The organism is Pseudomonas sp. PDM14, from assembly GCF_014851905.1.
Classification (GTDB): Bacteria; Pseudomonadota; Gammaproteobacteria; order Pseudomonadales; family Pseudomonadaceae; genus Aquipseudomonas.
Window position 1 is genome coordinate 612518 of record NZ_JACVAQ010000001.1, and the last position, 22494, is coordinate 635011.

Below are 22494 nucleotides of genomic sequence, written 5' to 3' on the forward strand. Positions count from 1 at the left end.
GGCGCCGCGCGATCACTCAGCGATTCTGGTCGTTGGACGCTTGCACGCTCTGCTCTGGCGCCAGGGCCAGTACACGCTTGGCTTCCATGTAGCTGCGATTCCAGTAGCTATCGTCGAGGCTGTCGACCCGCACGCCACCGCTGCGGCTGCTGCTGGAGTGGATGAACTGGTCATCGCCCAGGTAGATGCCGGCGTGGCTGACGCGGCCGCGGCCACGGTTGTTGAAGAATATCACGTCACCCGGCTCCAGCTCGCTGCGCGAGACCAGCGGGGCATCCAGGTTGATCAGTTCGCGGGTCGAGCGCGGCAGTTTCATGCCCGCCTCTTCCTTGTACAGGAAGCCGACGAAACCGCTGCAATCGAAGCCGGTGTTCACCGAGGTGCCACCCATGCGATAGCGGGTGCCGACCAGCGACAGGCCGTGAGCCAGGATATTGTCTGCCAGCGGCGGGAGTTCATAAGGCTTGGCCTCGATGAAATCCGGCAGTTGCTCTTCTTCTTCGGTCACGTACTCGACCGGTTGTGGAACGTGTACCGCCGCGGTGGTTTGCGGGCGGGTTACCTGACCGGCACACGCCGTCAGGAGTCCTACGAGTGCGAGGGGCACGAGGGGTGCGAAGCGCTTTAGCATGGGCACGACCGTGTCTGGTGAGTTTTTATGGCAGGCGACTATGCCGTCAGAAAACCGAGATTGCAAATTCAATGCCCGTAAATGTGACCCAGCAAAGCCGGCAAAACATCTAACGCCCGCCCAGCCAGACGCACATCGACAACGGTGCTCAAATCGGTCAGCGCGGGGTTCACTTCCACGGTGAAACCCCCACTCCTGCGGGCCTGCAGCAGGGGTTCGACAATGTACGGAAAGCTCGCTGTAGTGCCGACCGCGAGCACTACATCGAAGCCCCTGTGCAGTTCGTCGTAAAGTTGCTCAAGCGCCTGTTCTGGCAGCATTTCCTCGAACAGAACCACCGGCGGACGCAGCACGCCCCCGCATTGGGCGCAGGTTGGCGGCAACGAACCAGCAAGGTGCGACGCCATGTCGCAACTCCCCTGACCGCAGGATTGGCAAAACAGCGGCGCCAACTGGCCGTGGATTTCGATCAACCGCTGCGGCGGGCTGCCGGCGGCCAGGTGATAGCCGTCGATGTTCTGCGTCAGCACCCAGCACTGCGGTTTGCGCCGCTGCAGCTCGGCGATGGCCACGTGCCCGCCATTGGGCCGCGCGCCGAGACAGGCCCGGCCAAGCTCCGCCAGGTATTTCCAGCACAACGCCGGATCGCGCTGCAGCATCGGCCCGGACAGCGCCCGCTCGATCGGCAGCCCTTCGGCAGTGAGGCCGTTGTACAGGCCGCCGAGGCCGCGGTAGGTCGGCAGGCCGGAGTCGGCGGACAGGCCGGCGCCGGTGATGATCAGGATGCGCTCGGCACGCTCGATGGCCTGGGCGACGCGAAGGATGTCCTGCTGCATGGCACGCTCCTTCTATATAGAGGGGAATCCACCGGGATCAGTGGTTGACGGTGTGCGCCAGCATCACCGAGAGCTGGCACAGCGGCCGGCCGCTCTCGGCATGCCACTGGTTGAAGGCGGCCTGCACCAGGGCCAGGTCGCGCTGGCTGGTCGGCGCCTTGTCGATGACCTTCTGCGCCACCAGCGCGGCGACCATGTCGTCGGAAGGAATGAAGGTGTCCTTGCCGGCCATGCGCAGGAAGCGTGGCGCCGACAGGCCGCCCAGCTGGCTGCCGTGCCTGGCCAGGTACTTCCACAAGCCGACGATATCGGTGACCGGCCAGTCGGCGATCAGCGCGCCGAAGCTGCCCTTGTCCTTTTCCACGTCGAGGATGAACTGAGCGTTGCGCGGCACGCTCTTGAGCTTGCCCAGGTGGCGGATGATGCGCGCATCCTGCATCAGCCGCTCAAGGTGCTCGGCGCTCATCAGCGCGACCTTCTCCGGGACGAAGCCGAAGAACACCTGCTCGAAGGCTGGCCACTTGGCATCGACCAGGCTGTGCTTGAGGCCGGCACGAAACACGCGCAGGGCGATCAGCGACAGGTAACGGTCATCGCTGATGCTGCGCAGCTCGTCGGCAGAACGCGGCTGCGGCAGACGCGCCTCAAGGGCGGCCGCCGAGCCGAAGCGGTTCAGGCAGTATTCGTGAAGCCACTTGTAGTCGCGCATGGGAATCCTTGCGGGAGCGTGGGATGGCTCGACCCATCCCTGGCGAGTCAGACGTTCATCACATCGAGGAAACGCGGCGTGGCGCTGTCGTCGATCTTCAGGCTGGTGAAGTCGAACAGGTTGCGGTCGGCCAATTGCGACGGCACCACATTCTGCAGGGCGCGGAACATGATTTCGGTGCGGCCTGGCGACTTGCGCTCCCATTCCACCAGCATGTCCTTGACCACCTGGCGCTGCAGGTTTTCCTGCGAACCGCACAGGTTGCACGGGATGATCGGGAACTCCTTCATGTCCGAGTAGGCCTGGATATCCTTCTCGCTGCAGTAGGCCAGCGGGCGGATCACCACGTTGCGCCCGTCATCGGCGCGCAGCTTGGGCGGCATGGCCTTCAGCGTGCCGCCGTAGAACATGTTGAGGAAGAAGGTTTCGAGGATGTCGTCGCGGTGATGACCGAGGGCCATCTTGGTTGCGCCGATCTCGTCGGCAAAGGTGTACAGCGTGCCGCGGCGCAGACGCGAGCACAGCGAGCAGGTGGTCTTGCCTTCCGGGATCTTCTCCTTGACCACCGAGTAGGTGTCCTTCTCGACGATGTGGTACGCCACGCCGATCGATTCCAGGTACGCCGGCAGCACGTGCTCGGGGAAGCCGGGCTGCTTCTGGTCCATGTTCACCGCGACGATTTCGAAGGAGATCGGCGCCACCTTCTGCAGGTACAGCAGCACGTCGAGCATGGTGTAGCTGTCCTTGCCGCCGGACAGGCAGACCATGACCTTGTCACCGTCCTCGATCATGTTGAAATCGGTGACGGCTTCGCCGGCCAGGCGACGCAGGCGTTTCTGCAGTTTGTTCTGAGTGACCGAAAGGCTGGTGGACATGGCGCGTTGAAGTTCCGGCTGGGGCGAAAAGCTGGCTATTTTACGCACAAAGCGGACCCGCGGCAGCCCATGTTAGGCTCTGGCGATGAATAGCGAACTCGACCCCAGCCTGGACCTCGCCGAACAGGTGCACCTGCTCCTGCGCGAGGCGCCGGCCGGCATCAGCGAATTCCAGCTGATCCAGCAGCTCAAGGCCCGCCACAGCACGCACATCCCGCACCGCGAACTGGCTGACAAGCTGGTGCTGTTCCGCACCCACTTCCTGCTGTTCAACGCCCTGTACCAACTGCGCGACCGCCTCTGGCAGGCGCAAAGCGCACACCTGGACATCGCTCCGCTGTGCCTGCAATTGCTGCCCTGGCGCCTGGGGGCCGACGCCCTGGCGATGCATGACCCATTGCGTGACTACTATCTCAATCTGCAGCATTTGTCGGACACCGGCGAACGCGACGTGGAGAAGCTGCTGGCGAGCTTCTGGACACGCATGCAGGGCGGCGACGAGAAGCGCGCGGCGCTCGAACTGTTCGAACTGGACAGCGACCAGCCGCTCAACCTCGCCACTATCAAGCTGCGCTACCGGCAACTGGTGAGCCAGCATCATCCTGATCGCGGCGGCAACACCGGCCGTCTGCAATCGATCAACCTGGCCATGGAAATACTGCAGCGCTATTACCGCTGACATCTACAGAGCGATTCGCTCTAAAGCCACGGCTCACGCGGGCTCCAGCCTTTGCCTATACTGCGGCATACGGTCGCAGTGATTCGGCCTGCACCCGGTGCCGCTGCACGCGCGCCGGGCGCTAGCACGGGGCGATCGACAATAAAAAAAGAGGAGGTGTCTGCATGATCCACCACGTTTGGGGGCTCTTCACCCATCCCGATCAGGAGTGGCAGGAAATTCGTGGCGAAGAAGAAAGCATCAGCCACATGTACCTGACCCACGTTCTCATTCTTGCCGCCATTCCGGCACTCTGCGCCTACTTCGGCACCACTCAGGTGGGCTGGACGGTGGGCAGCGGCATGCCGGTCAAACTCACGGAAAGCAGTGCGCTACAGATGACGGTGATGTCCTACCTGGCGATGCTCGCCGGGATCGCCGTGATGGGTGCCTTCATCCACTGGATGGCACGCACCTACGACTCCAGCCCCACCCTCACCCAGTGCGTGGTATTCGCCGCCTATACGGCAACGCCCCTGTTCATCGGCGGTGTCGCAGCGCTCTACCCGAGCCTGTGGCTGGCGATGTTCATCGGCACAGCGGCGGTGAGCTACACGGTGTACCTGCTCTATGCCGGCCTGCCGACCTTCATGAACATCCCGTCCGACGAGGGCTTCATGTTCTCCAGCTCGATCCTTGCGGTGGGCCTGGTGGTACTGGTGGCGATGATCGCCTGCTCGGTGATCTTCTGGGGTATGGGCGTCGGCCCCGTCTACACCAACTGACAACCAACCTGCTGCACAAGAGCCGCCTTCGGGCGGCTTTTTCATGGGCGCGACGGAGGGGTCAGGAATAGTTGAAACCCTGCACGCCCGATGTGCCTCTAACGAACGAGGCCGGTGTGGATGCACCGGTGCCCTTCACTAGAGGAGAAATGCCCATGGCTCCGCATTTCGTCACCCTGTTTACCCGCCCGGATGCCGCGTGGCACGAGATCCGCGAGGAAGAGGAGCGCAACAGCGTCCACTATCTCGGCCATCTGCTGCTACTCGCGCTGATTCCCGCAGCCGCCCTGTTCGTCGGCACCACCGAAGTCGGCTGGAGTCTGGTCGAAGGTGAAACCGTGCGCCTGGACACCCGCAGTGCGCTGATCCTCAGCGTGCTGGTGTACCTGACCGCGCTGGTTGGCACCGTGATCATGGGCGGTTTCATCCGCTGGATGTCGCGTACCTTCGAGACCCGCCCAACGCTCAACCAGTGCATCGGCTTTGCCGCCTACACCGCGACACCGCTGTTCATCGCCGGACTGGCCGCGCTGTACCCGACGCGCTGGCTCGCGGTTGGCGTACTGGGTGCGGCCTGTGCGTACTCGACCTTCCTGTTGTTCGTCGGCCTGCCGACCTTCATGCGCACGCGACAGAATCAGGGCCTGGTTTACGCCGGCTCGGTCTGGGCCGTGGCCGTGCTGGTCCTGGTGACCCTGCTGGTGTCGGCGATCCTGCACTGGCAGAGCAGTTTTGCGCCGGTCTACGAGCGTGCCCCGACCACTGACCAGAGCTACCCGACCCAGGACGAACGCGCACAGCCGCCGGCTAGCCAATAAGCGCTTGAGCGCAGACTGCGCCATCGCGGCACTCGACCAGCGGTCGGTTTGGCGACTGGGGGGATTGCGGCATAATCGCCGGCTTCCGGAGAAGCCGTATGCCCGAGTCGCTCAACCACCGCGTCGAGGCCTGCTATCAACAGGCCGAAGCGTTCTTCAACCGCCGCTTCCCGCGCCCTGAAGTGAGTTTCAAACTGCGCGGGCAGAAAGCCGGCGTGGCGCACCTCACGGAAAACCTGCTGCGCTTCAATCCCAAGTTGTATACGGAAAACCGCGAGCACTTCCTCAAGCAGACCGTGGCCCACGAGGTTGCCCATTTGATCGCCCACCAGATGTTCGGCGGGCGTATCCAGCCACATGGCGAGGAGTGGCAGCTGATCATGCGCGGGGTCTACGAACTGCCGCCGGATCGTTGCCACACCTATGACGTCGGGCGCCGCAAGGTCACCCGCTTCGTCTACCTCTGCCAATGTCCGAGCAGCAGCGAATTCCCCTTCTCCGCCCAGCGCCATTCCCTGGTCGCCAAAGGCCGCCGCTATTACTGCCGGCGCTGCCGGGCGACGCTGGTCTTCAGCGGCGAGCAGCGCGTCGAGTAGCGCTACCCCAGGACCTTGCCGGCCTTGAGTTCGGCGATCTGTTCATCGCTGTAGCCGATTTCACGCAGCACCTCGGCGCTGTGTGCACCCACCGCAACGCCGATGTGTCGCGGCGCTTCCAAACCGTCGGAAAACCGGATCGGGCAGGCGATCTGCCGCTGCGCCGCACGACCGGCACGTGGCACTTCGGTCACCACGCCGCGCGCTTGCAGCTGCGGGTGCTCGACCGCCTCAGCCAGCCCGAGCACCGGCTCGACACAGGCGTCCACCGCGGCGAAGCGCTGTTGCCAGTCGGCGAAGTCGCGTTTCTCGATCTCGATTTCGATCTCGCGCTTGAGCGCGCGCTGATCTTCCGGCTTGGGCGACAGCCCGCGGGCAGCCAGTTCCGGGCGCCCCAGCTGAGCGCAGAACTGCTGCATGAACTGCGGTTCCAGGCTGCCAACTGACAACCAGCGCCCGTCGCGGGTGCGGTAATGGTCATAGAAGCTGCCGCCGTTGAGCACCTGGCTCTCCATCTGCGGCTCCACGCCGCCCGCGAGGAACCCTGCACCAGACATGGCATGCAGGCTGAACGCACAGTCGGTCATGCTGATGTCGACGTGCTGGCCCTGCCCCGTCTGCTGGCGCTGTACCACGGCGGCAAGCAGGCCGATCACGCCATGCAGCGAGCCGCCGGCGATGTCCGCCACCTGCATGCCCAACGGCAACGGCCCGCTCTCGCGGCGCCCGGTGTAGCTGGCAAGGCCGCTGATGGCCAGGTAGTTGAGGTCGTGGCCGGCACGGTCGCGATACGGGCCGGTCTGCCCGTAGCCGGTAATCGACACGTAGATCAGCCGCGGATTGATCGCCTTCAACGCCTCGTAGCCCAGGCCCAGCTTGTCCATCACTCCCGGGCGAAACTGCTCGAGGAGGATGTCGTACTCCTCGACCAGGCGATGCACCACAGCCAGCGCACCGGCCTGCTTGAGGTCCAGCGCCAGCGAGCGCTTGTTGCGGTTGAGGTAGGCGTGGCTGGTCGAACAGTCACCGTCGAACGGCGGCAGCACGCGCACCAGATCGGCACGCGTCGGCGACTCCACGCGCAACACGTCAGCGCCCATGTCGGCCAGCAGCAGCGAGGCGAAAGGCCCCGGCAACAGGGTGGAGAAATCGAGGACTTTCAGCGAAGACAGCGGGCCAGGCATGGCGACTCCAGAATCGAAAGTGAGCACGTGCGCGCGCAACGCCGCGCAGGAAACTACCTGCAGGGTAGGTGGCGGCGCCGATCACGCTCAATGACCCAAGCGCTCGGCACCATTGACCCAATCGGCCACCTGCCCGAGCACATTCCAGAGGGCTGGCAACTGCTCCGTCGTTTTGCCCGCCAACTGTGGATTGCGCCGGCGCACGGGCGGCGTAGTATCTGCCCTGCCGAAAAGGAGCCTACTGTGCGCGCCGCCGACTACACCCGCCTGCTTGCCCTCGCTGCCATCTGGGGCGCCAGCTTCCTCTTCACCCGCATGCTGGTACCGCAAGTCGGTGCGCTGCCGACCGCCTTCGGCCGGGTGCTGCTGGCTACTCTGGGACTGGTACTGATCATCGCCGTGCTGCGCGGTGGCTGGAATTTCCGCGGCAAGCTGGGCAAGGCCCTGCTGCTCGGCGTATTCAGCTCGGGCATTCCGTTCGCCATGTACTCGCTGGCCGCGCAACACCTGCCGGCCGGCTACTCGGCGGTGTTCAACGCCACCACGCCGCTGATGGGCGTGCTGATCGGCACACTGTTCTTCCATGAGCCGATCACCCCCGCCAAGGCTGGCGGCGTGCTGATCGGCCTGGCCGGAGTCGGCGTGCTGACGCGCACCGGGCCGATGGCCTTCGATGCCGAACTGCTCTGGGGCGCCGCGGCGTGCCTGGTCGCCACCAGCTGCTATGGCCTGGCCGGTTTCCTTACCCGGCGCTGGATTACCCAGCAAGGTGGCCTGGACAGCCGCCTGCTGGCTTTCGCCAGCCAGCTCGGCGCCACCTTGTGCCTGTTGCCATTTCTGCTCTGGAACCTGCCCCAGCAGTCGCTGGCCCCCTGGGGCGAGCCGAGTGTCTGGCTGGCGCTGGCCGGCCTGGGCCTGCTCTGCACCGCCTTTGCCTACATCCTGTATTTCCGCCTGATCGCCGACATCGGCCCGGTCAAGTCGATGACCGTGACCTTCCTCATCCCGCCGTTCGGCGTGCTCTGGGGCGTGTTGCTGCTCGACGAGCCGCTGTCCTGGGCCTACCTCTACGGCGGCGTGCTGATTGCAGTGGCGCTGTGGCTGGTGTTGCAGCCGAGTGCGGCGCAGGCCAAGACCTAGGCTGAGCGCGCCTCCCAGAGGGAGCTGAAACCTGGCTGAACGCCCATGAAAAAGCCGCCCGAGGGCGGCTTTTTCGTTGAGCTGGAAACCCTTACGGCTGCAGTTCCTGCTCGGTAAACAGGTCGCTGAACAGCATGCTCGACAGGTAGCGCTCGCCCGAATCCGGCAGGATCACCACGATGGTCTTGCCCTGCATCTCCGGCTGCTCGGCCAGGCGCACGGCGGCCGCCATCGCGGCGCCACAGGAAATCCCGCAGAGAATCCCCTCCTCCTGCATCAGGCGCAGGGCCATGGCCTTGGCTTCGTCGTCACTGACCAGTTCGACGCGGTCGACGATGGACAGGTCGAGGTTCTTCGGCACGAAGCCCGCGCCAATGCCCTGGATCTTGTGCGGGCTCGGCTTGACCTCATCGCCGGCCAGGGTCTGGCTGATTACCGGCGAGCCAATCGGCTCCACCGCCACCGAGAGAATCGGCTTGTGCCGGGTATGCTTGATGTAGCGCGACACCCCGGTGATGGTGCCGCCGGTGCCGACACCGGCAACCAGCACATCGACCGCGCCATCGGTGTCGTTCCAGATTTCCGGGCCGGTGGTCTTCTCGTGGATCGCCGGGTTGGCCGGGTTGTCGAACTGCTGCGGCTGGAAGTACTTGGCCGGGTCGGAGCTGGCGATCTCGGCGGCCTTCTCGATGGCGCCCTTCATGCCCTTGGCCGGCTCAGTCAGCACCAGTTCGGCGCCCAGGGCCTTGAGCACCTTGCGCCGCTCCAGGCTCATCGAGGCCGGCATGGTCAGCAGCAGCTTGTAGCCGCGCGCCGCGGCGACAAAGGCCAGACCGATGCCGGTGTTGCCGGAGGTCGGCTCGACCAGGGTCATGCCCGGTTTGAGCACACCACGCGCCTCTGCATCCCAGATCATGTTGGCGCCGATCCGGCACTTCACCGAATAGCCCGGGTTGCGCCCTTCGGTCTTGGCCAGGATTGTCACACCCTTGGGGCCCAGGCGATTGATCTGCACCAGCGGCGTGTTGCCGATGGATTGCGCATTGTCTGCAAAGATGCGGCTCATGATGCGGTGTCCTTGTCGATTCGCGAGGCCGTCAGCCTATGCCGCACGGCCGGGCTCGTCCAGCCACACGCGGGTCGAACTCTGCGCAGCGCTTGGCAGTCCATCAACAAGACGCGCAGATAAACGGACGCCCTGATGAAACGTCGATACAGCCTGCCCCTGTGGATCGTGCTCGGTCTGCTCGCCCTCGTGCTGGTGCTGCACCTGGCCCTGCCCTACGTGATTCGCGACTACCTCAACACCAAGCTGGCGGACATGGGCGACTACCGCGGCCATGTGGTGGATGTCGACCTGGCCTGGTGGCGCGGCGCCTACCGGATCAACGGCCTGGAGATCGTCAAGACCGACGGTGACGTGCCCGTGCCGCTGCTGCTGGCACCGAGCATCGACCTGGCGGTGAGCTGGCACTCGCTGTGGTACGACCACGGCGTGGTCGCGCGCGTGCTGTTCGAACGCCCCGAACTGAACTTCGTCGACGGCGGCACCGACGAGGAAAGCACCCAGACCGGTGCCGGCGTGGACTGGCGCGAGCAGCTCGAGAAGCTGTTGCCGATCACCCTCGATGAAGTGCGCGTGGTCGACGGCAAGGTGGCCTTCCACAACTACACCTCGCAGCCGCCGGTGGACATCCAGGCCACGCAGGTCAACGCCAGCCTCTACAACCTGACCAACGTCGCCGATGTCAGCGGCGAGCGCGTGGCCAACTTCGAAGGCAAGGCCCTGTTGCTCGACCATGCGCCACTGGAGGCCACGGCCGTGTTCGACCCGTTCGAGAATTTCGAGAGCTTCGAGTTCCGCGTACGTGCCACCGACATCGAGCTACGCCGACTCAATGACTTCTCCGCCGCTTACGGCAAGTTCGACTTCAATGCCGGCAATGGCGATCTGGTGGTCGAGGTCAACGCCGAGGATGGTCAGCTCGATGGCTACATCAAGCCGCTGTTGCGCGACGTCGACGTATTCAACTGGCAACAGGACGTGCAGGCCGAGGACAAGAGCCTGTTCCGCTCGATCTGGGAGGCGCTGGTCGGCGGCAGCGAAACGGTGCTGAAGAACCAGCAGAAGAACCAGTTCGCCACCCGCGTGGAGCTATCGGGTAGCGTCAGGGATCAGGATGTCAGCCCGTTCCAGGCGTTTATCGCCATTCTGCGCAACGGCTTCGTCCAGGCGTTCAATGCGCGCTATGAGAACGCCCCGCCAGAACATTGATGCCCGGTCATTCAGTGCATGGCATCGCGCGAGGAGAGTGGTCACGAGCCAGTGGCCGTGATCTACGCCGTGAAGCAGACAGGTGGCGGCGTGGGCTCGCTCAACAGCCCGGTACGACCCCGGGCTGTTGAGCGGCGCGGTCTTACTGACCCGCTACAGCGCCGATGACGTTGCAGAACTCGTCACGCACGGCCTCTGCCGGGGAGGTGACACCACCGGACAGGACGTAGGTGGTGGTCACACGCAGCGCGTTGCCCTGCGGCTCCATCGTCACGTTGAACGGCACGGTCTTGCCCTGGCCGTAACTGACGGTCTGCGAGGCACTGATGATGCCAAGGTCCTTGTCGGTGCTGGTGATGGTCCAGCCGTTGCTGGTCAGGTAGCGCGCGGCACGCTGTATACCCGTGGCCTGCGAGACACCCTGAGCCGTTGCGTGGCTCTTGAATGTACGGCCCGCCCAGAAGCTGCCATCAAAGGTGAAGTTCTGCGCACACTCGCGAGTGTCCGTGGGCAATGCGGCCTTGGCCTGTTCATTTTTCACGCCAGGTGTAACGCAACCGCTGAGTACGATGCCGCTCAGGGCAATCAGAATGATCTTTTTCATTTTCTACTATCCAAAGGGTAGAGATACGCAGCTAGGTGGACATTTCAGTCCATGGGCCACCGTTATCAGGTCGTTGGGTAGGAGCAGTGCCAGCAGCGCCAAGACGGCGCACTTCTGCCGCAGACCAGCCCGTAGTCTACAAGGCGGGAAGCCGTAATTAGCTGACCGCTGTCTCAGCTTCGGCATAGGCGCGGGCTCTGCCTCGCTGCATTCGCTCAGAGCGGCGCGCCGCTCAGCTCTGCGGCTCCTCGCTGAAGATTGCCTCGATGGGCAGGTCGAACAGCCGGGCGATGCGAAAGGCCAGCGGCAGGCTGGGGTCGAATTTCCCCGTCTCGATGGCGTTGACGCTCTGTCGCGACACTTCCAAATGGTGCGCCAGATCGGCCTGGCTCCAGCCACGCTCGGCACGCAGTTCACGCAAGCGGTTGTTCATCAGGCGTAACTGCGCAGGGTGTACATCGAGGTCAGGGCGAACGCCGCCCAGAATGCCGGGAAGACCATCAGCAGCGGGAAGCGCGGCACACCGGCGTAGTACTCGAGAAAGCCCCAGGTGCTGAGCAGGCAGATCACCAGGCCGCCAGCCAGGGTGGCGGCCCGCGAGAGCACGAAGCGGGCGAATTCGTCGGGCTCGCGGCGCAGGTAGCGGTCGAAGGCATAGATCACCCCGGCCAGCGGAATCGCCGGCGACAACGCCGCCAGCACACGCAGTGCGTAAGGCATCTGCTGCAGGTCGAGCACCCAGCTGATCAGCACCACGAGCAAGGCATAGGCCGCGTTCAGTGCGGTGCAGGTGATGACGTAATGGCGACGGATATCCTTGGCGCTGGTCATGGAAAGGCTCCAGATGTGATGTCAAGCAAACTTAACACCGCCTCGACAACCATGTAAAGCACGCTTGTCATTCGAACAGGTTTGCAACCGTTTACCGCGTGACCCGCCATTCAGTGACTGAATGGCGCGTCTGCGTTCACAGTCCACCGCCGTGCGCGTTATAGTCGCGGCTTCCGTCATTACCCGAACCACCCGGTTTCGCTGCGAGCGTTACCGTTCGAGGATTACCAGATGAAGTTCGAAGGCACCCAGTCCTACGTCGCCACCGACGACCTCAAGCTCGCCGTGAATGCCTCCATCACCCTGCAGCGTCCGCTGCTGGTCAAGGGCGAACCGGGCACCGGCAAGACCATGCTCGCCGAGCAACTGTCCGCGGCCTTCGGCGCCCGGCTGATCACCTGGCACATCAAGTCCACCACCAAGGCTCACCAGGGCCTGTACGAGTACGATGCGGTCAGCCGCCTGCGCGACTCGCAGCTGGACTCGGACAAGGTCCACGACGTGCGCAACTACATCAAGAAAGGCAAGCTGTGGGAGGCCTTCGAGTCCGAGGAGCGGGTGATCCTGCTGATCGACGAGATCGACAAGGCCGACATCGAGTTCCCCAACGACCTGCTGCAAGAACTCGACAAGATGGAGTTCTACGTTTACGAGACCGACGAGACCATCAAGGCCAAGCAGCGCCCGATCATCATCATCACCTCGAACAACGAGAAGGAACTGCCGGACGCCTTCCTGCGCCGCTGCTTCTTCCACTACATCGCCTTCCCCGATCGCGAGACGCTGAAGAAGATCGTCGACGTGCACTACCCGAACATCAGCAACGAGCTGGTGGCCGAGGCGCTGGACGTGTTCTTCGATGTGCGCAAGGTGCCGGGCCTGAAGAAGAAGCCGTCCACCAGCGAACTGGTCGACTGGCTCAAGCTGCTGATGGCCGACAACATCGGCGAAGCCGTGCTGCGTGAGCGCGATCCGACCAAGGCCATCCCACCGCTGGCGGGCGCTCTGGTGAAGAACGAGCAGGACGTGCAGCTGCTCGAGCGCCTGGCCTTCATGAGCCGCCGCGCGTCGCGATAAACGGGCCGGCTGCGCGTCGGCCAGACCGCGTTGAGAGCGGGCTCGGAATGCTCATTTACACGAGTAAACTCCGCTTCCTCGCCCGCTCTCGCCTTGCCTGGCTCTAGCTCGCTCGCCCCTCGCACCGCGCGGGGCAAGCGAGCCACAAATGAGGGCACACCATGCTGCTCAACCTGTTCAATGAAATGCGCGCCGCCAAGGTGCCGGTCTCGGTCCGCGAGCTGCTCGACCTGATCAACGCGCTCAAGCAGCACGTGATCTTCGCCGACATGGACGAGTTCTACTTCCTCGCCCGCACGGTGATGGTCAAGGACGAGCGCCACTTCGACAAGTTCGACCGCGCCTTCGCCGCCTACTTCAAGGGCCTGGAGCGTCTCGACGATTTTCTCGAGGCGATGATTCCCGAAGACTGGCTGCGCAAGGAATTCGAGAAGCACCTGACCGACGAAGAGCGCGCGCAGATCCAGTCGCTCGGCGGCCTGGAGAAACTCATCGAGGAGTTCAAGAAACGCCTCGAAGAGCAGAAGGAACGCCACGCCGGCGGCAACAAGTGGATCGGCACCGGCGGCACCAGCCCGTTCGGCTCCGGCGGCTACAACCCGGAAGGCGTGCGCGTCGGCGATGCCGGCAAGCGCCAGGGCAAGGCGGTCAAGGTGTGGGACCAGCGCGAGTACAAGAACCTCGATGACCAGGTCGAACTGGGCACGCGCAATATCAAGGTGGCCCTGCGCCGCCTGCGCAAGTTCGCCCGTGAAGGCGCGGCGGAAGAGTTCGACCTCGGCGGCACCATCGACCACACCGCGAAAGACGGCGGCCTGCTCAACATCCAGATGCGCCCGGAACGGCGCAACACGGTGAAGCTGCTGTTGCTGTTCGACATCGGCGGTTCGATGGACGCGCACATCAAGGTCTGCGAGGAACTGTTCTCGGCATGCAAGACCGAGTTCAAGCACCTGGAATATTTCTACTTCCACAACTGCGTCTACGAGAGCGTGTGGAAGAACAACCTGCGCCGCACCAGCGAACGCTTCTCCACCCTCGACCTGCTGCACAAGTACGGCCCGGACTGGAAGATCATCTTCGTCGGCGACGCCGCCATGGCGCCCTACGAAATCACCCAGGCCGGCGGCAGCGTCGAGCACTGGAACGAGGAAGCCGGTTACGTGTGGATCAAGCGCTTCATGGAGAAGTACAAGAAGCTCATCTGGATCAACCCCTACCCCAAGGATGCCTGGGGCTACACCGCCTCGACCAACATCATGCGCGAGCTGATCAACGACCAGATGCACCCGCTGACCCTGCGCGGCCTGGAAGAAGGCATGCGCTTTCTCTCGAAGTAGCGGCCACTCCGGCGCAAACAAAAAAGGCCCCGATCGGGGCCTTTTTCTTTACGACTGCGGGGTGCGCCATGCGCATCGCCGGGCCATACCGCGCATTGGCAATCGGTGCGCGCGGCGCATCCTACAGATTCGGATCAGGGCCTCTCGGTGTCCGGCTTGTTCAGGTCCAGCACTGTGCTGGCAGGAGGCGTGACCGGGGTAACGCTCGCCTCGGGCTCGACCACAACCGGAGCCGGCGTAGCGGAAGGCACGTCCTTCTTGCCGAACAGGCGCTTGCCCAGCCAGCCGAACAGCAGCACCGGCAAAATCCAGAACTTCTTCAGCAGGATCAGCAGGGTGGCGAACAGGCCTGCCTTGGCTGCCAGCTTGCCGGCGATCAGCGCGCCGATACCGTAGGCAGCAACCTCGTCGATGTCCGGATCGAATTCGGCGTAGCGGTTGCCCTGGTTGAATTCGGTCATCGCCAGCACGGTCGGCACGGCTTGCTTGATCTCTTCCAGCTGGCCCATGTTGGCGATGAAGTTCAGCACCAGCACGCCTTTGCGACCCAGCACACGGATGTTGTAGTTGAGCGTGTTCTCGTCGCTCTCGCCGAAGGTCAGCTCCTTGGCCCAGTGCAGCTTCTTGCCGTTGGCGTCGTAGTGCGGCTGATCGGCCCAGCCCACCAGCTGCACGGTCTCGTAACCATTCTCGGCGCGCCACTTGTTGTCGGCGGCGGCTTCTTCCTGCAGGTCCTTGAGCATGTCGCCATAGTCGATGTCGGCGGCGTCCTCGTCGGACACGTAGCCGCTGCCCTCGTACTCGACGGTGACGGCCCAGGACTCGGCGGCCAGCGGCGAGATGCCGGCCGGCAGCACCATGCCCAGCGGCAGCTCGGCATCTGGCGGGTTGCCCCAGGCTTCGACCAGCAGGCGCTCGGCGTCTTCGCCATTGAGGAAAACGAACTGCGGCGGCAGGTTCAGCGTGGCGAGGTTGTCACCGAGCACCACCTTGCCTTTCTCGAAGGTCAGGCTGGCGAGGAAGGCTTCCTCGTCGAAGGGCTCGCCCTCTTCGCCTTCGGCCGCATCGGCTTCATCGAATACGGCAGCCTCGGCGGTTTCGCCAGCGGCTTCGGTTTCGACAGCGGGCGTGGTGGCGTGGGCGAGCGGGATGCTGGCGGCCAGCAGGGTGGCCAGGATCAATTCCTTGATCGACATAAGAACTCCATGACGACGGGTGTGGGGAGGAGTCGTCACCCTAGCATGCAGCGCTCGCCGGCTTGGCGAGCTATCGCAACTTTTTGATACACATCCCACTCAGCGCCAGTGGCGCTGTTCCTGCTGGATGATCTTGTGCTTACGGCCGAAACCCAGGGTCCAGCCGGCAGCGAGCACCACCAGCTCGATCAGCCAGGCCAGCAGCAGGCCGCAGCCCAGGCCCCAGGCAATGGCTTCGGGCGCGAGCATCACCTGGTAGCTGTAGGCGGCCTTGGTTTCTTCCAGCAGCGCCGGGTCGGCTTCGGTCGTCAGGTGCCAGATCTGCGCATACCAGGGGCCCTGCATGGCCAGCCACTCGCCTTCGAGCAACAGATTACGGTTGACCAGGTGGGCGACGCTGTCGGCATCGCTGCGCATCACGTCATCGGTGCTGGCGCGGTAGTGCGCGACCAGTGCCGCGAGGTCGCCATTGAAGAAGCGCTGCGCGGTCTCGCGGAAGCCACGCAGGCTTTCTTCCGACTCCAGGCGATGTGCCTCCACGCGCTTGCCGTAGTCGTCGATGAACCCGGGAATCTGCACGCCGACCAGCAGCCCCACGGCGAACAGCGCCAGACGCAGATAACTTCTGAACATGCCCTACTCCCCCAATTGCCCGTGAGCGATGCGCTCGCCGCGCCGCCACAGGCTCCATTCGCCTGGCTGGAACAGCGTCCAGCGTTCGTTATCGGTCAGCGGTTCGGTGGCGATCACCGTCACCACGTCGTTGGGCGTGGTCTCCGCGTGAAAATCGACCACCACCTCGGCATCGCGCAGACGCGCGGGGCCGAACGGCGCACGGCGGGTGATGTGTGCCAGCTTGGTCGAGCAGAAGGTGAACAGCCAGTCGCCATCGCTGAGCAGGCAGTTGAACACGCCGAGGCGACGAAAGCCCTGCGCCGCCTGAATCAGCACCGGCAGCAGCACTTCGGCCGGTACCGGTTCGGGGAACGCCGCGCGCACCCGGTTGAGCAGCTCGCAGAACGCCGCCTCGCTGTCGGTATCACCGACCGGGCGGTAGAAGGTCTGCTTCGGGCTGAAGTCGGCCAGTTGGCCGTTGTGGGCGAAGCACCAGTTGCGCCCCCACAGCTCGCGCACGAAGGGATGAGTATTGGCCAGCGCCACCTTGCCTACATTGGCCTGACGGATATGGCCGATCACCACCTCGCTCTTGATCGGATAGCGCTGCACCAGGCGCGCCACCTCGGACTCGACACTGGCGGCCGGGTCCTGGAACAGGCGCAGGCCGCGCCCTTCATAGAAAGCGATGCCCCAGCCGTCACGATGCGGACCGGTGCCGCCGCCACGCTGCATCAGCCCGGTGAAGCTGAAGACGATGTCGGTGGGGACGTTGGCGCTCATGCCGAGCAATTCGCACATGACTCAGGACTCTCGTTGCAAGGCATTGCGCAACCGCTGCGCCTCGTCGGCCAGGCGCGCGTCGATACGCGCGCGACCGACCGGCAGGAAGCGGGTCAGGATGCGCCAGCACAGGGCGAACAGGTCGCCGCGCCGACGCGGTATCAGGTGCAGATGCAGGTGCGGCACATGCTGATTGGCCACCGGGCCATCGTTGATCAGCAGGTTGATGCCCTGCACGCCCAGGCCAGCCCCATACAGCACGTCCGCCACGCGGGCGGCCAGCGCCAGCAGGGCATCACGCGGCGCGGCGGACAGCTCGCCAAGCCAGGGCGCGTGTTCACGGCTGACGATCAGTACATGCGCAGGGCGCAGCGGGAAGATATCCAGCAGCACCAGAAAATGTTCGTCTTCATAGAGTTTGTGCGCCGGCGCCTGGCCGGCGGCAATCGAGCAGAACACGCAGCTCATGAGCACTCCTTGGGTCTGCTCGTCATGCTGAACGCATAGGCGGGCGTCTGCAACAGCGCTTAGGACCTGATTACAGGCGGGGCTCGATGCGCAGGCGGCGATCGCCGTTGGCATCCTGGCGGGTATCGGCGGCGAAGCGGTCGTCGCGGGCCATCATCTCGCGCATGGTCGGCTCGTTTTCCACCACCGCCTGCGGCTCGCCGCGACGGCCCTGCCACCAGCGCTCGATTGGCCAGCGCAGTGCAGCGAAGGCCAGCCACAGGCCGAGGGCGACCAGGCCGTACAACGCCAGGTCGGCGACCGCACGCCAGGCGTTGTTGCCGACCTTGAACAGGATATCCAGCGCGGTCACGGCGATGGCCGGGGCGAACAGGTCCTTGGCCGGGTCGACGATGGTCGGCGAGAACAGCAGCACCGCCACGATCACCCGTAGCGGCTCGCGCAGGCCGCGCCACATCCAGCCAGTCATCCGGCAGAACACCAGCAGGCAGCCGAGTGCAGCAACGGCGTAGGCAGCCCAGGCGAGCAGATAGTCTTGTTCAGTCATGCGAGTTCATGGCGAGGCCGGCAAATGGGCGCTTATGATAGCGGCTTTTCCTCGGCCCGGCGCCCCTGCCGTCGCCCCTGACGAGATGCCCATGTCCAACGCCCCGATTGCCCGCCGTGACGCCGCTGCAGACCCCTACCACTGGCTGGAGCAGCGCGACAGCGAGGAAGTCCTCGACTACCTCAAGGCTGAGAACGCCTACCTGGACAGCCAGCTGGCCGATCAGGCCGACCTGCGCGAGGCCCTGTTCGAGGAGATCAAGGGGCGCATCCGCGAGACCGATCTGTCCCTGCCCAGCCCCTGGGGCCCGTGGTTGTACTACCAGCGCACCACCGCCGGTGACGAATACCCGCGCCACTACCGCTGCCCGCTACCGGCGGACGGTTCGCTGCAGGTCGACGAACACGCCGAGCAACTGCTGCTCGATCCCAATGCCTTGGCCGGCGACGGCTACCTGTCGCTGGGCGCCTTCAGCATCAGCCCGGACCACAGCCTGCTCGGCTACAGCCTGGATACCTCCGGCGACGAGATCTACCGCCTGTTCGTCAAGAACCTCAGCGACGGCACGCTGCGCGAACTGCCCTTCGATGACTGCGACGGCAACCTGACCTGGGCCAACGACAGCCATACCCTGTTTTTCACCACCCTCGACGACACCCACCGGCCGCACCAGCTGCACCGCCATCGCCTCGGCGAATCCGACGCGGCCCTGGTGTTCGAGGAACCCGACGGGCGCTTCTTCCTCAGCTGCTACCGCGCCAGCTCCGAGCGCCAGCTGATCCTCCTGCTGGGCAGCAAGACCACCAGCGAGAACTGGGTGCTCGACGCCGATACGCCGACCGCAGCCTTCCAGTGCGTCGAGCCGCGCGAGGAGGATCACGAGTACTACGTCGACCACGGCAAGCTCGGCGAGGCCTGGCACTGGTTCATCCGCAGCAACCAGAGCGGCATCAACTTCGCCCTGTTCACCAGCCCGGCGGCGGCCGGCACGCCGACGCGGGCGCAGTGGCAGCCGCTGATCGAGCACGACCCGCAGCGCATGCTCGAAGACCTGACCCTGAACGCCGGCGCCTTCGTCCTCAGCCTGCGTGAGGGCGGCCTGCCGATCATCCAGGTGTACCCGCACGGCGCGGCGCCCTACCCCGTGCAGCTGCCGGACGCCGCCTACAGCCTGTACGTGCAGGACAGCCTGGAGTTCGTCAGTCCGGTGATCCGCCTGCGCTACGAGGCGCTCAACCGTCCCGCCCAGGTGCGCCAGCTTAACCTTGCCGACGGCGCGCAGCAGGTGCTCAAGCAGACCCCGGTGGAAGGCCCGTTCGATGCCGATGCCTATGAAAGCCGGCGCCTGTGGGCAACCGCCGCCGATGGCACGCAGGTGCCGATCAGCCTGGTCGCACGCCGTGACGTGCTCGCCGCCGGGCAACCCGCGCCGCTGTATCTCTACGGCTACGGCGCCTACGGCGAAAGCCTCGACCCCTGGTTCTCCCATGCCCGCCTGAGCCTGCTCGAGCGCGGCTTCGTCTTCGCCATCGCCCATGTGCGCGGCGGCGGCGAACTGGGTGAAGCCTGGTACCGCGCTGGCAAGCTGGCGCACAAGCAGAACAGCTTCGGTGACTTCATCGCCTGCGCCGAACACCTGATCGACGCCGGCCTGACCCATGCGTCGCAGCTCGCCATCAGCGGCGGCAGTGCCGGTGGCCTGCTGATCGGCGCGGTCCTCAACCAGCGCCCCGAACTGTTCGCCGCGGCCATCGCCGAAGTGCCTTTCGTCGACGTGCTCAACACCATGCAGAACCCCGACCTGCCGTTGACCGTCACCGAATACGACGAATGGGGCGACCCGAATCAGCCGGAGGTGTACGCACGGATCAAGGCCTACGCCCCGTACGAGAACGTCAGCGCCCAGGCCTACCCGGCGATCCTCGCGGTGGCCGGCTACAACGACAGCCGCGTGCAGTACTGGGAAGCGGCCAAGTGGGTGGCCAAGCTGCGCGCCACCCGTACAGACAGCAACCTACTGCTGCTCAAGACCGACCTCGGTGCCGGCCATGGCGGCATGAGCGGGCGCTACCAGGCACTCAAGGACGTAGCGCTGGAGTACGCATTTCTGCTCAAGGTGCTGGCTGTCGCGGCCTGAACCTCCATACCGATAGCGAGGGACCGCAATGCAAAACCTGCTCTACCGCTGGCTGCTGCTGATCGGCCTGGGTCACGTCGCACTCGGCGTCGCCCTGGCCTTCGCCGCCCACAGCACGCTGCTCGATCCGTACTTCCAGTACCTCTACGCCAGCGTCTCGGCGCAGCCGCCAGGTGTCGAGTTCCAGCGCCTGCTGCGCACCATGGTCGGCCTGTTCGGCCCCACGGTCGCCAGCTGGGGCCTGCTGTTCAGCCTGCTGGTGTACCTCTATCGCACCCGGGGTCATCGGCTGATCAAGCCCGGCCTGTTCGCCGCGCTGCTGCTCTGGTGTGTACTCGACAGCGCGATCTCGGCCTACTTCGACCTGCTGGCCCACGCGTATCTGAATGCGGCAGCGGCGATGTCCATCGCCGTGCCGCTACTGATGCTGCGACCGCTCAAGCCGCATCCCGTCGCCTGAAAAGCCGCGGACTCAGTTGAGGCGCTCGGCCAGCGCCTGCATCACCGTGTGCCAGGCCGCCTGGCCGGCAGGGTCGACCTGCTTCAGTGCCTGATCGATCACCGCGCGCTCCAGGTCGGTGGCCTGGCGCTCGACCGCCTGCCCGGCATCGGTCAACGCCAGCAGCTTGAAGCGGTGCCGTTCGGGTTGGCGCGTGTAGCAGACCAGTTCGCGCTCGAACAGGTGGGTCAGCGGCCGGTGCAGCGCCTGCTTGCTCACCCCCAGCGTGGCGGCCAGTTCGCCGACGTTGATCTGCTCGGCTCGGGCAATCACATACAGCGTGCGGTGATGCACGCGGGACAGGCCGAGGGTTTCCAGGTAGCGGTCGGCATCCACGGTAAGGCCGCGAAAACCGAAGTGCAGCAGCTCTAGGGACAGGTCCAGCGGATCGAGGCGCTGCATCCGCACCGAGGCGGCATTGATTTTCCTGTCGATGACCATGGACGGCCCCACTGCGAAATGAACGGAGGCAAGCCTGTCGCAATCGCGCCGACGGAGCAAGGGCCGACGGTGCTCAGCGCGCCTCGTCACCCAGCGACTGGCCGCGCTGGCGTTCCTCATGCTCGCGCTCCAGTGCCGGAATCGGGCGATCCGGCGTGCCGATGGGCACTCGTTCCTGCAGGCGCGGTGGCAACCCGCGCTGATCATTGAGCAGCGGTGGCCGATCCGGTGCCCCAAGCGGGCGTACCGTCGGCTGGCCATAGGGTTGTGGCGTGGCGGTTCCGGGCGAACCCGGCGCCGGTGTCGGCCGACCGGGAAAATCTGCCGCCAGCGCTGGCTGGATGAGGAGCGCGAGCAGCACCAGGGCAACGGGGTATGAGCGCATCGGGGGACTCCTCTCGGCAGGGCTTTCGTTCTATTCTGGCAACGCCTGAACCAAAGCGTTCGCCACCCGACCACAGGTCCTGCAATGAGCACCAGCAACAACCGCCACTACCTGTCCGCCCAGGCCGAGGAAGGTTACCGGCAGAAAGCCCTGAAGATGTACCCGCACGTCTGCGGCCGCTGCGCCCGCGAGTTCTCCGGCAAGCGCCTGAGCGAGCTGACGGTGCACCACCGCGACCACAACCACGACAACAACCCAGCCGATGGCTCCAACTGGGAGCTGCTGTGCCTGTTCTGTCACGACAACGAACACTCGCGCTACACCGACCAGCAGTACTTCGCCGAAGGCTCGACTGCCAGCCCGCAGGCCGCCAAGTCGACCTACAAGGCCTTCGGCGACCTCGCCAGCCTGCTGAAAAAGGACTAGGGGCTGGCGGCCGGCTCCGTATAATCGCGTCTTTTTTGCGAGCTCGACCGTGGCCAACAAGAGATACGCCTGCATCGGCCTGTTCAACCCGAAGTCGCCGGAAAACGTCGGCTCGATCATGCGCGCGGCCGGTTGTTACAGCGTCAGTTCGGTGTTCTACACCGGCACCCGCTACGACCGCGCCAAGGATTTCGTCACCGACACCAAGAAGGTCCACCAGGACATTCCGCTGATCAACATCGACGACCTGCGCAAGATCCTGCCGCTGGGCTGCACGCCGGTGGCCGTGGAGCTGGTCGACGACGCACGGCCACTGCCGAGCTATACCCACCCGGACCGCGCGCTGTACATCTTCGGCCCCGAAGACGGCACGCTGAACCAGGAAATCCGCGACTGGTGCGGCGACGAGGTGGTCTACATCCCCACCCAGGGCTGCATGAACCTCGCCGCCACGGTCAACGTGGTGCTCTACGACCGCCTGGCCAAGGGCAACAACACCCGCTCCGGCCCGCAGTTCTGAGTCGATTTCTGGTCGGTATCCGGCCAGCAGCATTGCCAATCCTGGCCAGCGCCTGAGCAGACAATGGCGCGGTCAGTTGCAGCCAAGCGCGGCCAACGACTTCCCCCGCCGCCGCCAA

Annotated in this window: 28 protein-coding genes; 12 read left to right on the forward strand and 16 right to left on the reverse strand. The window is 64.7% G+C overall.

Going from position 1 to position 22494, the window contains the following annotated elements:
• Positions 1 to 16: 16 nt before the first annotated feature.
• From IB229_RS02800 to ttcA, 4 genes are all read right to left on the reverse strand, one after another.
• On the reverse strand, positions 17 to 631 hold the full coding sequence (locus IB229_RS02800; protein WP_192324734.1) for a C40 family peptidase: 615 nt from the start codon (positions 629 to 631) through the stop codon (positions 17 to 19).
• 68 nt (positions 632 to 699) lie between these two features.
• Positions 700 to 1467, reverse strand: coding sequence for an NAD-dependent deacylase (locus IB229_RS02805; RefSeq protein ID WP_192324736.1), 768 nt, complete (start codon positions 1465 to 1467; stop codon positions 700 to 702).
• Positions 1468 to 1504: 37 nt separating this feature from the next.
• Positions 1505 to 2176, reverse strand: a complete 672-nt coding sequence (locus IB229_RS02810) for a DNA-3-methyladenine glycosylase I (protein ID WP_192324739.1) — start codon at positions 2174 to 2176, stop codon at positions 1505 to 1507.
• A 47-nt stretch (positions 2177 to 2223) separates the two neighbouring features.
• A complete protein-coding gene (gene ttcA, locus IB229_RS02815) occupies positions 2224 to 3051 on the reverse strand; it encodes a tRNA 2-thiocytidine(32) synthetase TtcA (protein ID WP_192324741.1) in 828 nt (275 codons plus the stop codon).
• A gap of 85 nt (positions 3052 to 3136) precedes the next feature.
• On the opposite strand from ttcA, the gene IB229_RS02820 reads away from it, so the two are divergent.
• From IB229_RS02820 to IB229_RS02835, 4 genes are all read left to right on the forward strand, one after another.
• Entirely contained in the window at positions 3137 to 3730 is a 594-nt protein-coding gene (locus IB229_RS02820; RefSeq protein ID WP_192324743.1) for a DNA-J related domain-containing protein, read from the forward strand.
• A gap of 164 nt (positions 3731 to 3894) precedes the next feature.
• Positions 3895 to 4494, forward strand: coding sequence for a Yip1 family protein (locus IB229_RS02825; RefSeq protein WP_192324745.1), 600 nt, complete (start codon positions 3895 to 3897; stop codon positions 4492 to 4494).
• Between the two features lie 155 nt (positions 4495 to 4649).
• Positions 4650 to 5312 (forward strand): Yip1 family protein, encoded by a 663-nt coding sequence (locus IB229_RS02830; RefSeq protein WP_192324747.1) that lies wholly within the window; start codon positions 4650 to 4652, stop codon positions 5310 to 5312.
• Between the two features lie 98 nt (positions 5313 to 5410).
• Positions 5411 to 5908 (forward strand): SprT family zinc-dependent metalloprotease, encoded by a 498-nt coding sequence (locus IB229_RS02835; protein ID WP_192324749.1) that lies wholly within the window; start codon positions 5411 to 5413, stop codon positions 5906 to 5908.
• 2 nt (positions 5909 to 5910) lie between these two features.
• On the opposite strand, the gene IB229_RS02840 is transcribed toward IB229_RS02835, so the two are convergent.
• Positions 5911 to 7092 (reverse strand): CaiB/BaiF CoA transferase family protein, encoded by a 1182-nt coding sequence (locus IB229_RS02840; RefSeq protein WP_192324751.1) that lies wholly within the window; start codon positions 7090 to 7092, stop codon positions 5911 to 5913.
• Between the two features lie 243 nt (positions 7093 to 7335).
• Here IB229_RS02840 and IB229_RS02845 point away from each other — a divergent pair, with 243 nt between their 5' ends.
• Positions 7336 to 8232 carry a DMT family transporter gene (locus IB229_RS02845; protein WP_318652101.1) on the forward strand — a complete coding sequence of 299 codons (897 nt, stop codon included), beginning with the start codon at positions 7336 to 7338 and terminating at the stop codon, positions 8230 to 8232.
• Positions 8233 to 8323: 91 nt separating this feature from the next.
• On the opposite strand, the gene cysK is transcribed toward IB229_RS02845, so the two are convergent.
• Positions 8324 to 9298 carry a cysteine synthase A gene (gene cysK / locus IB229_RS02850; protein ID WP_192324755.1) on the reverse strand — a complete coding sequence of 325 codons (975 nt, stop codon included), beginning with the start codon at positions 9296 to 9298 and terminating at the stop codon, positions 8324 to 8326.
• A 135-nt stretch (positions 9299 to 9433) separates the two neighbouring features.
• Here cysK and IB229_RS02855 point away from each other — a divergent pair, with 135 nt between their 5' ends.
• Positions 9434 to 10507 (forward strand): DUF748 domain-containing protein, encoded by a 1074-nt coding sequence (locus IB229_RS02855; protein WP_192324757.1) that lies wholly within the window; start codon positions 9434 to 9436, stop codon positions 10505 to 10507.
• Positions 10508 to 10649: 142 nt separating this feature from the next.
• Here IB229_RS02855 and IB229_RS02860 read toward each other — a convergent pair whose 3' ends face one another.
• From IB229_RS02860 to IB229_RS02870, 3 genes are all read right to left on the reverse strand, one after another.
• Complete coding sequence (locus IB229_RS02860) at positions 10650 to 11111, reverse strand: hypothetical protein (RefSeq protein ID WP_192324759.1); 462 nt, start codon at positions 11109 to 11111, stop codon at positions 10650 to 10652.
• Between the two features lie 232 nt (positions 11112 to 11343).
• Positions 11344 to 11544, reverse strand: a complete 201-nt coding sequence (locus tag IB229_RS02865; protein ID WP_192324761.1) for a helix-turn-helix transcriptional regulator — start codon at positions 11542 to 11544, stop codon at positions 11344 to 11346.
• Positions 11544 to 11942, reverse strand: a complete 399-nt coding sequence (locus IB229_RS02870; protein ID WP_192324763.1) for a hypothetical protein — start codon at positions 11940 to 11942, stop codon at positions 11544 to 11546. Before IB229_RS02870 ends, IB229_RS02865 begins: the two co-directional genes overlap by 1 nt.
• Positions 11943 to 12173: 231 nt before the next feature.
• On the opposite strand from IB229_RS02870, the gene IB229_RS02875 reads away from it, so the two are divergent.
• Both IB229_RS02875 and IB229_RS02880 read left to right on the forward strand, forming a co-directional pair.
• Complete coding sequence (locus tag IB229_RS02875; RefSeq protein ID WP_192324765.1) at positions 12174 to 13019, forward strand: AAA family ATPase; 846 nt, start codon at positions 12174 to 12176, stop codon at positions 13017 to 13019.
• A gap of 161 nt (positions 13020 to 13180) precedes the next feature.
• Entirely contained in the window at positions 13181 to 14359 is a 1179-nt protein-coding gene (locus IB229_RS02880) for a vWA domain-containing protein (protein ID WP_192324767.1), read from the forward strand.
• A 134-nt stretch (positions 14360 to 14493) separates the two neighbouring features.
• On the opposite strand, the gene IB229_RS02885 is transcribed toward IB229_RS02880, so the two are convergent.
• The 5 genes from IB229_RS02885 to IB229_RS02905 form a co-directional block, all read right to left on the reverse strand.
• Positions 14494 to 15555, reverse strand: a complete 1062-nt coding sequence (locus tag IB229_RS02885) for a DUF2167 domain-containing protein (protein ID WP_192324769.1) — start codon at positions 15553 to 15555, stop codon at positions 14494 to 14496.
• A 99-nt stretch (positions 15556 to 15654) separates the two neighbouring features.
• Complete coding sequence (locus IB229_RS02890) at positions 15655 to 16188, reverse strand: DUF2937 family protein (RefSeq protein WP_192324771.1); 534 nt, start codon at positions 16186 to 16188, stop codon at positions 15655 to 15657.
• Positions 16189 to 16191: 3 nt separating this feature from the next.
• Positions 16192 to 16971: a class II glutamine amidotransferase gene (locus IB229_RS02895; RefSeq protein ID WP_192324773.1), complete on the reverse strand. Its 780-nt coding sequence runs from the start codon at positions 16969 to 16971 to the stop codon at positions 16192 to 16194.
• A 3-nt stretch (positions 16972 to 16974) separates the two neighbouring features.
• Complete coding sequence (locus IB229_RS02900; protein WP_192324775.1) at positions 16975 to 17421, reverse strand: HIT family protein; 447 nt, start codon at positions 17419 to 17421, stop codon at positions 16975 to 16977.
• Between the two features lie 70 nt (positions 17422 to 17491).
• Positions 17492 to 17968: an MFS transporter gene (locus IB229_RS02905; RefSeq protein ID WP_192324777.1), complete on the reverse strand. Its 477-nt coding sequence runs from the start codon at positions 17966 to 17968 to the stop codon at positions 17492 to 17494.
• A gap of 85 nt (positions 17969 to 18053) precedes the next feature.
• Between IB229_RS02905 and IB229_RS02910 the strand changes: the two genes are divergently transcribed.
• Together IB229_RS02910 and IB229_RS02915 are read left to right on the forward strand one after the other, a co-directional pair.
• Positions 18054 to 20105: a S9 family peptidase gene (locus tag IB229_RS02910; RefSeq protein ID WP_412547766.1), complete on the forward strand. Its 2052-nt coding sequence runs from the start codon at positions 18054 to 18056 to the stop codon at positions 20103 to 20105.
• Between the two features lie 28 nt (positions 20106 to 20133).
• A complete protein-coding gene (locus IB229_RS02915) occupies positions 20134 to 20565 on the forward strand; it encodes a hypothetical protein (RefSeq protein ID WP_192324781.1) in 432 nt (143 codons plus the stop codon).
• Between the two features lie 12 nt (positions 20566 to 20577).
• Here the strand turns inward: IB229_RS02915 and IB229_RS02920 are convergent, their stop codons facing one another.
• A complete protein-coding gene (locus tag IB229_RS02920) occupies positions 20578 to 21045 on the reverse strand; it encodes a MarR family winged helix-turn-helix transcriptional regulator (RefSeq protein ID WP_192324783.1) in 468 nt (155 codons plus the stop codon).
• Between the two features lie 73 nt (positions 21046 to 21118).
• On the reverse strand, positions 21119 to 21430 hold the full coding sequence (locus IB229_RS02925; RefSeq protein WP_192324785.1) for a hypothetical protein: 312 nt from the start codon (positions 21428 to 21430) through the stop codon (positions 21119 to 21121).
• An 84-nt stretch (positions 21431 to 21514) separates the two neighbouring features.
• Between IB229_RS02925 and IB229_RS02930 the strand changes: the two genes are divergently transcribed.
• Positions 21515 to 21856: a YajD family HNH nuclease gene (locus IB229_RS02930; RefSeq protein WP_192324787.1), complete on the forward strand. Its 342-nt coding sequence runs from the start codon at positions 21515 to 21517 to the stop codon at positions 21854 to 21856.
• 49 nt (positions 21857 to 21905) lie between these two features.
• Positions 21906 to 22376: an RNA methyltransferase gene (locus IB229_RS02935; protein WP_192324789.1), complete on the forward strand. Its 471-nt coding sequence runs from the start codon at positions 21906 to 21908 to the stop codon at positions 22374 to 22376.
• Positions 22377 to 22494 lie beyond the last annotated feature (118 nt).

Bases quoted from the DNA above. Each gene is read 5' to 3' on its own strand.
- IB229_RS02930 (WP_192324787.1), top strand. From the start codon at position 21,515: ATGAGCACCAGCAACAACCGCCACTACCTGTCCGCCCAGGCCGAGGAA.
- IB229_RS02865 (WP_192324761.1), bottom strand. From the start codon at position 11,544: ATGAACAACCGCTTGCGTGAACTGCGTGCCGAGCGTGGCTGGAGCCAG.
- IB229_RS02810 (WP_192324739.1), bottom strand. From the start codon at position 2,176: ATGCGCGACTACAAGTGGCTTCACGAATACTGCCTGAACCGCTTCGGC.
- IB229_RS02905 (WP_192324777.1), bottom strand. From the start codon at position 17,968: ATGACTGAACAAGACTATCTGCTCGCCTGGGCTGCCTACGCCGTTGCT.
- IB229_RS02875 (WP_192324765.1), top strand. From the start codon at position 12,174: ATGAAGTTCGAAGGCACCCAGTCCTACGTCGCCACCGACGACCTCAAG.
- IB229_RS02800 (WP_192324734.1), bottom strand. From the start codon at position 631: ATGCTAAAGCGCTTCGCACCCCTCGTGCCCCTCGCACTCGTAGGACTC.
- IB229_RS02805 (WP_192324736.1), bottom strand. From the start codon at position 1,467: ATGCAGCAGGACATCCTTCGCGTCGCCCAGGCCATCGAGCGTGCCGAG.
- IB229_RS02920 (WP_192324783.1), bottom strand. From the start codon at position 21,045: ATGGTCATCGACAGGAAAATCAATGCCGCCTCGGTGCGGATGCAGCGC.
- IB229_RS02900 (WP_192324775.1), bottom strand. From the start codon at position 17,421: ATGAGCTGCGTGTTCTGCTCGATTGCCGCCGGCCAGGCGCCGGCGCAC.
- IB229_RS02855 (WP_192324757.1), top strand. From the start codon at position 9,434: ATGAAACGTCGATACAGCCTGCCCCTGTGGATCGTGCTCGGTCTGCTC.
- cysK (WP_192324755.1), bottom strand. From the start codon at position 9,298: ATGAGCCGCATCTTTGCAGACAATGCGCAATCCATCGGCAACACGCCG.
- IB229_RS02915 (WP_192324781.1), top strand. From the start codon at position 20,134: ATGCAAAACCTGCTCTACCGCTGGCTGCTGCTGATCGGCCTGGGTCAC.
- IB229_RS02880 (WP_192324767.1), top strand. From the start codon at position 13,181: ATGCTGCTCAACCTGTTCAATGAAATGCGCGCCGCCAAGGTGCCGGTC.
- IB229_RS02840 (WP_192324751.1), bottom strand. From the start codon at position 7,092: ATGCCTGGCCCGCTGTCTTCGCTGAAAGTCCTCGATTTCTCCACCCTG.
- IB229_RS02895 (WP_192324773.1), bottom strand. From the start codon at position 16,971: ATGTGCGAATTGCTCGGCATGAGCGCCAACGTCCCCACCGACATCGTC.
- IB229_RS02860 (WP_192324759.1), bottom strand. From the start codon at position 11,111: ATGAAAAAGATCATTCTGATTGCCCTGAGCGGCATCGTACTCAGCGGT.
- IB229_RS02910 (WP_412547766.1), top strand. From the start codon at position 18,054: ATGCCCATGTCCAACGCCCCGATTGCCCGCCGTGACGCCGCTGCAGAC.
- IB229_RS02870 (WP_192324763.1), bottom strand. From the start codon at position 11,942: ATGACCAGCGCCAAGGATATCCGTCGCCATTACGTCATCACCTGCACC.
- IB229_RS02820 (WP_192324743.1), top strand. From the start codon at position 3,137: ATGAATAGCGAACTCGACCCCAGCCTGGACCTCGCCGAACAGGTGCAC.
- ttcA (WP_192324741.1), bottom strand. From the start codon at position 3,051: ATGTCCACCAGCCTTTCGGTCACTCAGAACAAACTGCAGAAACGCCTG.
- IB229_RS02890 (WP_192324771.1), bottom strand. From the start codon at position 16,188: ATGTTCAGAAGTTATCTGCGTCTGGCGCTGTTCGCCGTGGGGCTGCTG.
- IB229_RS02925 (WP_192324785.1), bottom strand. From the start codon at position 21,430: ATGCGCTCATACCCCGTTGCCCTGGTGCTGCTCGCGCTCCTCATCCAG.
- IB229_RS02830 (WP_192324747.1), top strand. From the start codon at position 4,650: ATGGCTCCGCATTTCGTCACCCTGTTTACCCGCCCGGATGCCGCGTGG.
- IB229_RS02825 (WP_192324745.1), top strand. From the start codon at position 3,895: ATGATCCACCACGTTTGGGGGCTCTTCACCCATCCCGATCAGGAGTGG.
- IB229_RS02885 (WP_192324769.1), bottom strand. From the start codon at position 15,555: ATGTCGATCAAGGAATTGATCCTGGCCACCCTGCTGGCCGCCAGCATC.
- IB229_RS02835 (WP_192324749.1), top strand. From the start codon at position 5,411: ATGCCCGAGTCGCTCAACCACCGCGTCGAGGCCTGCTATCAACAGGCC.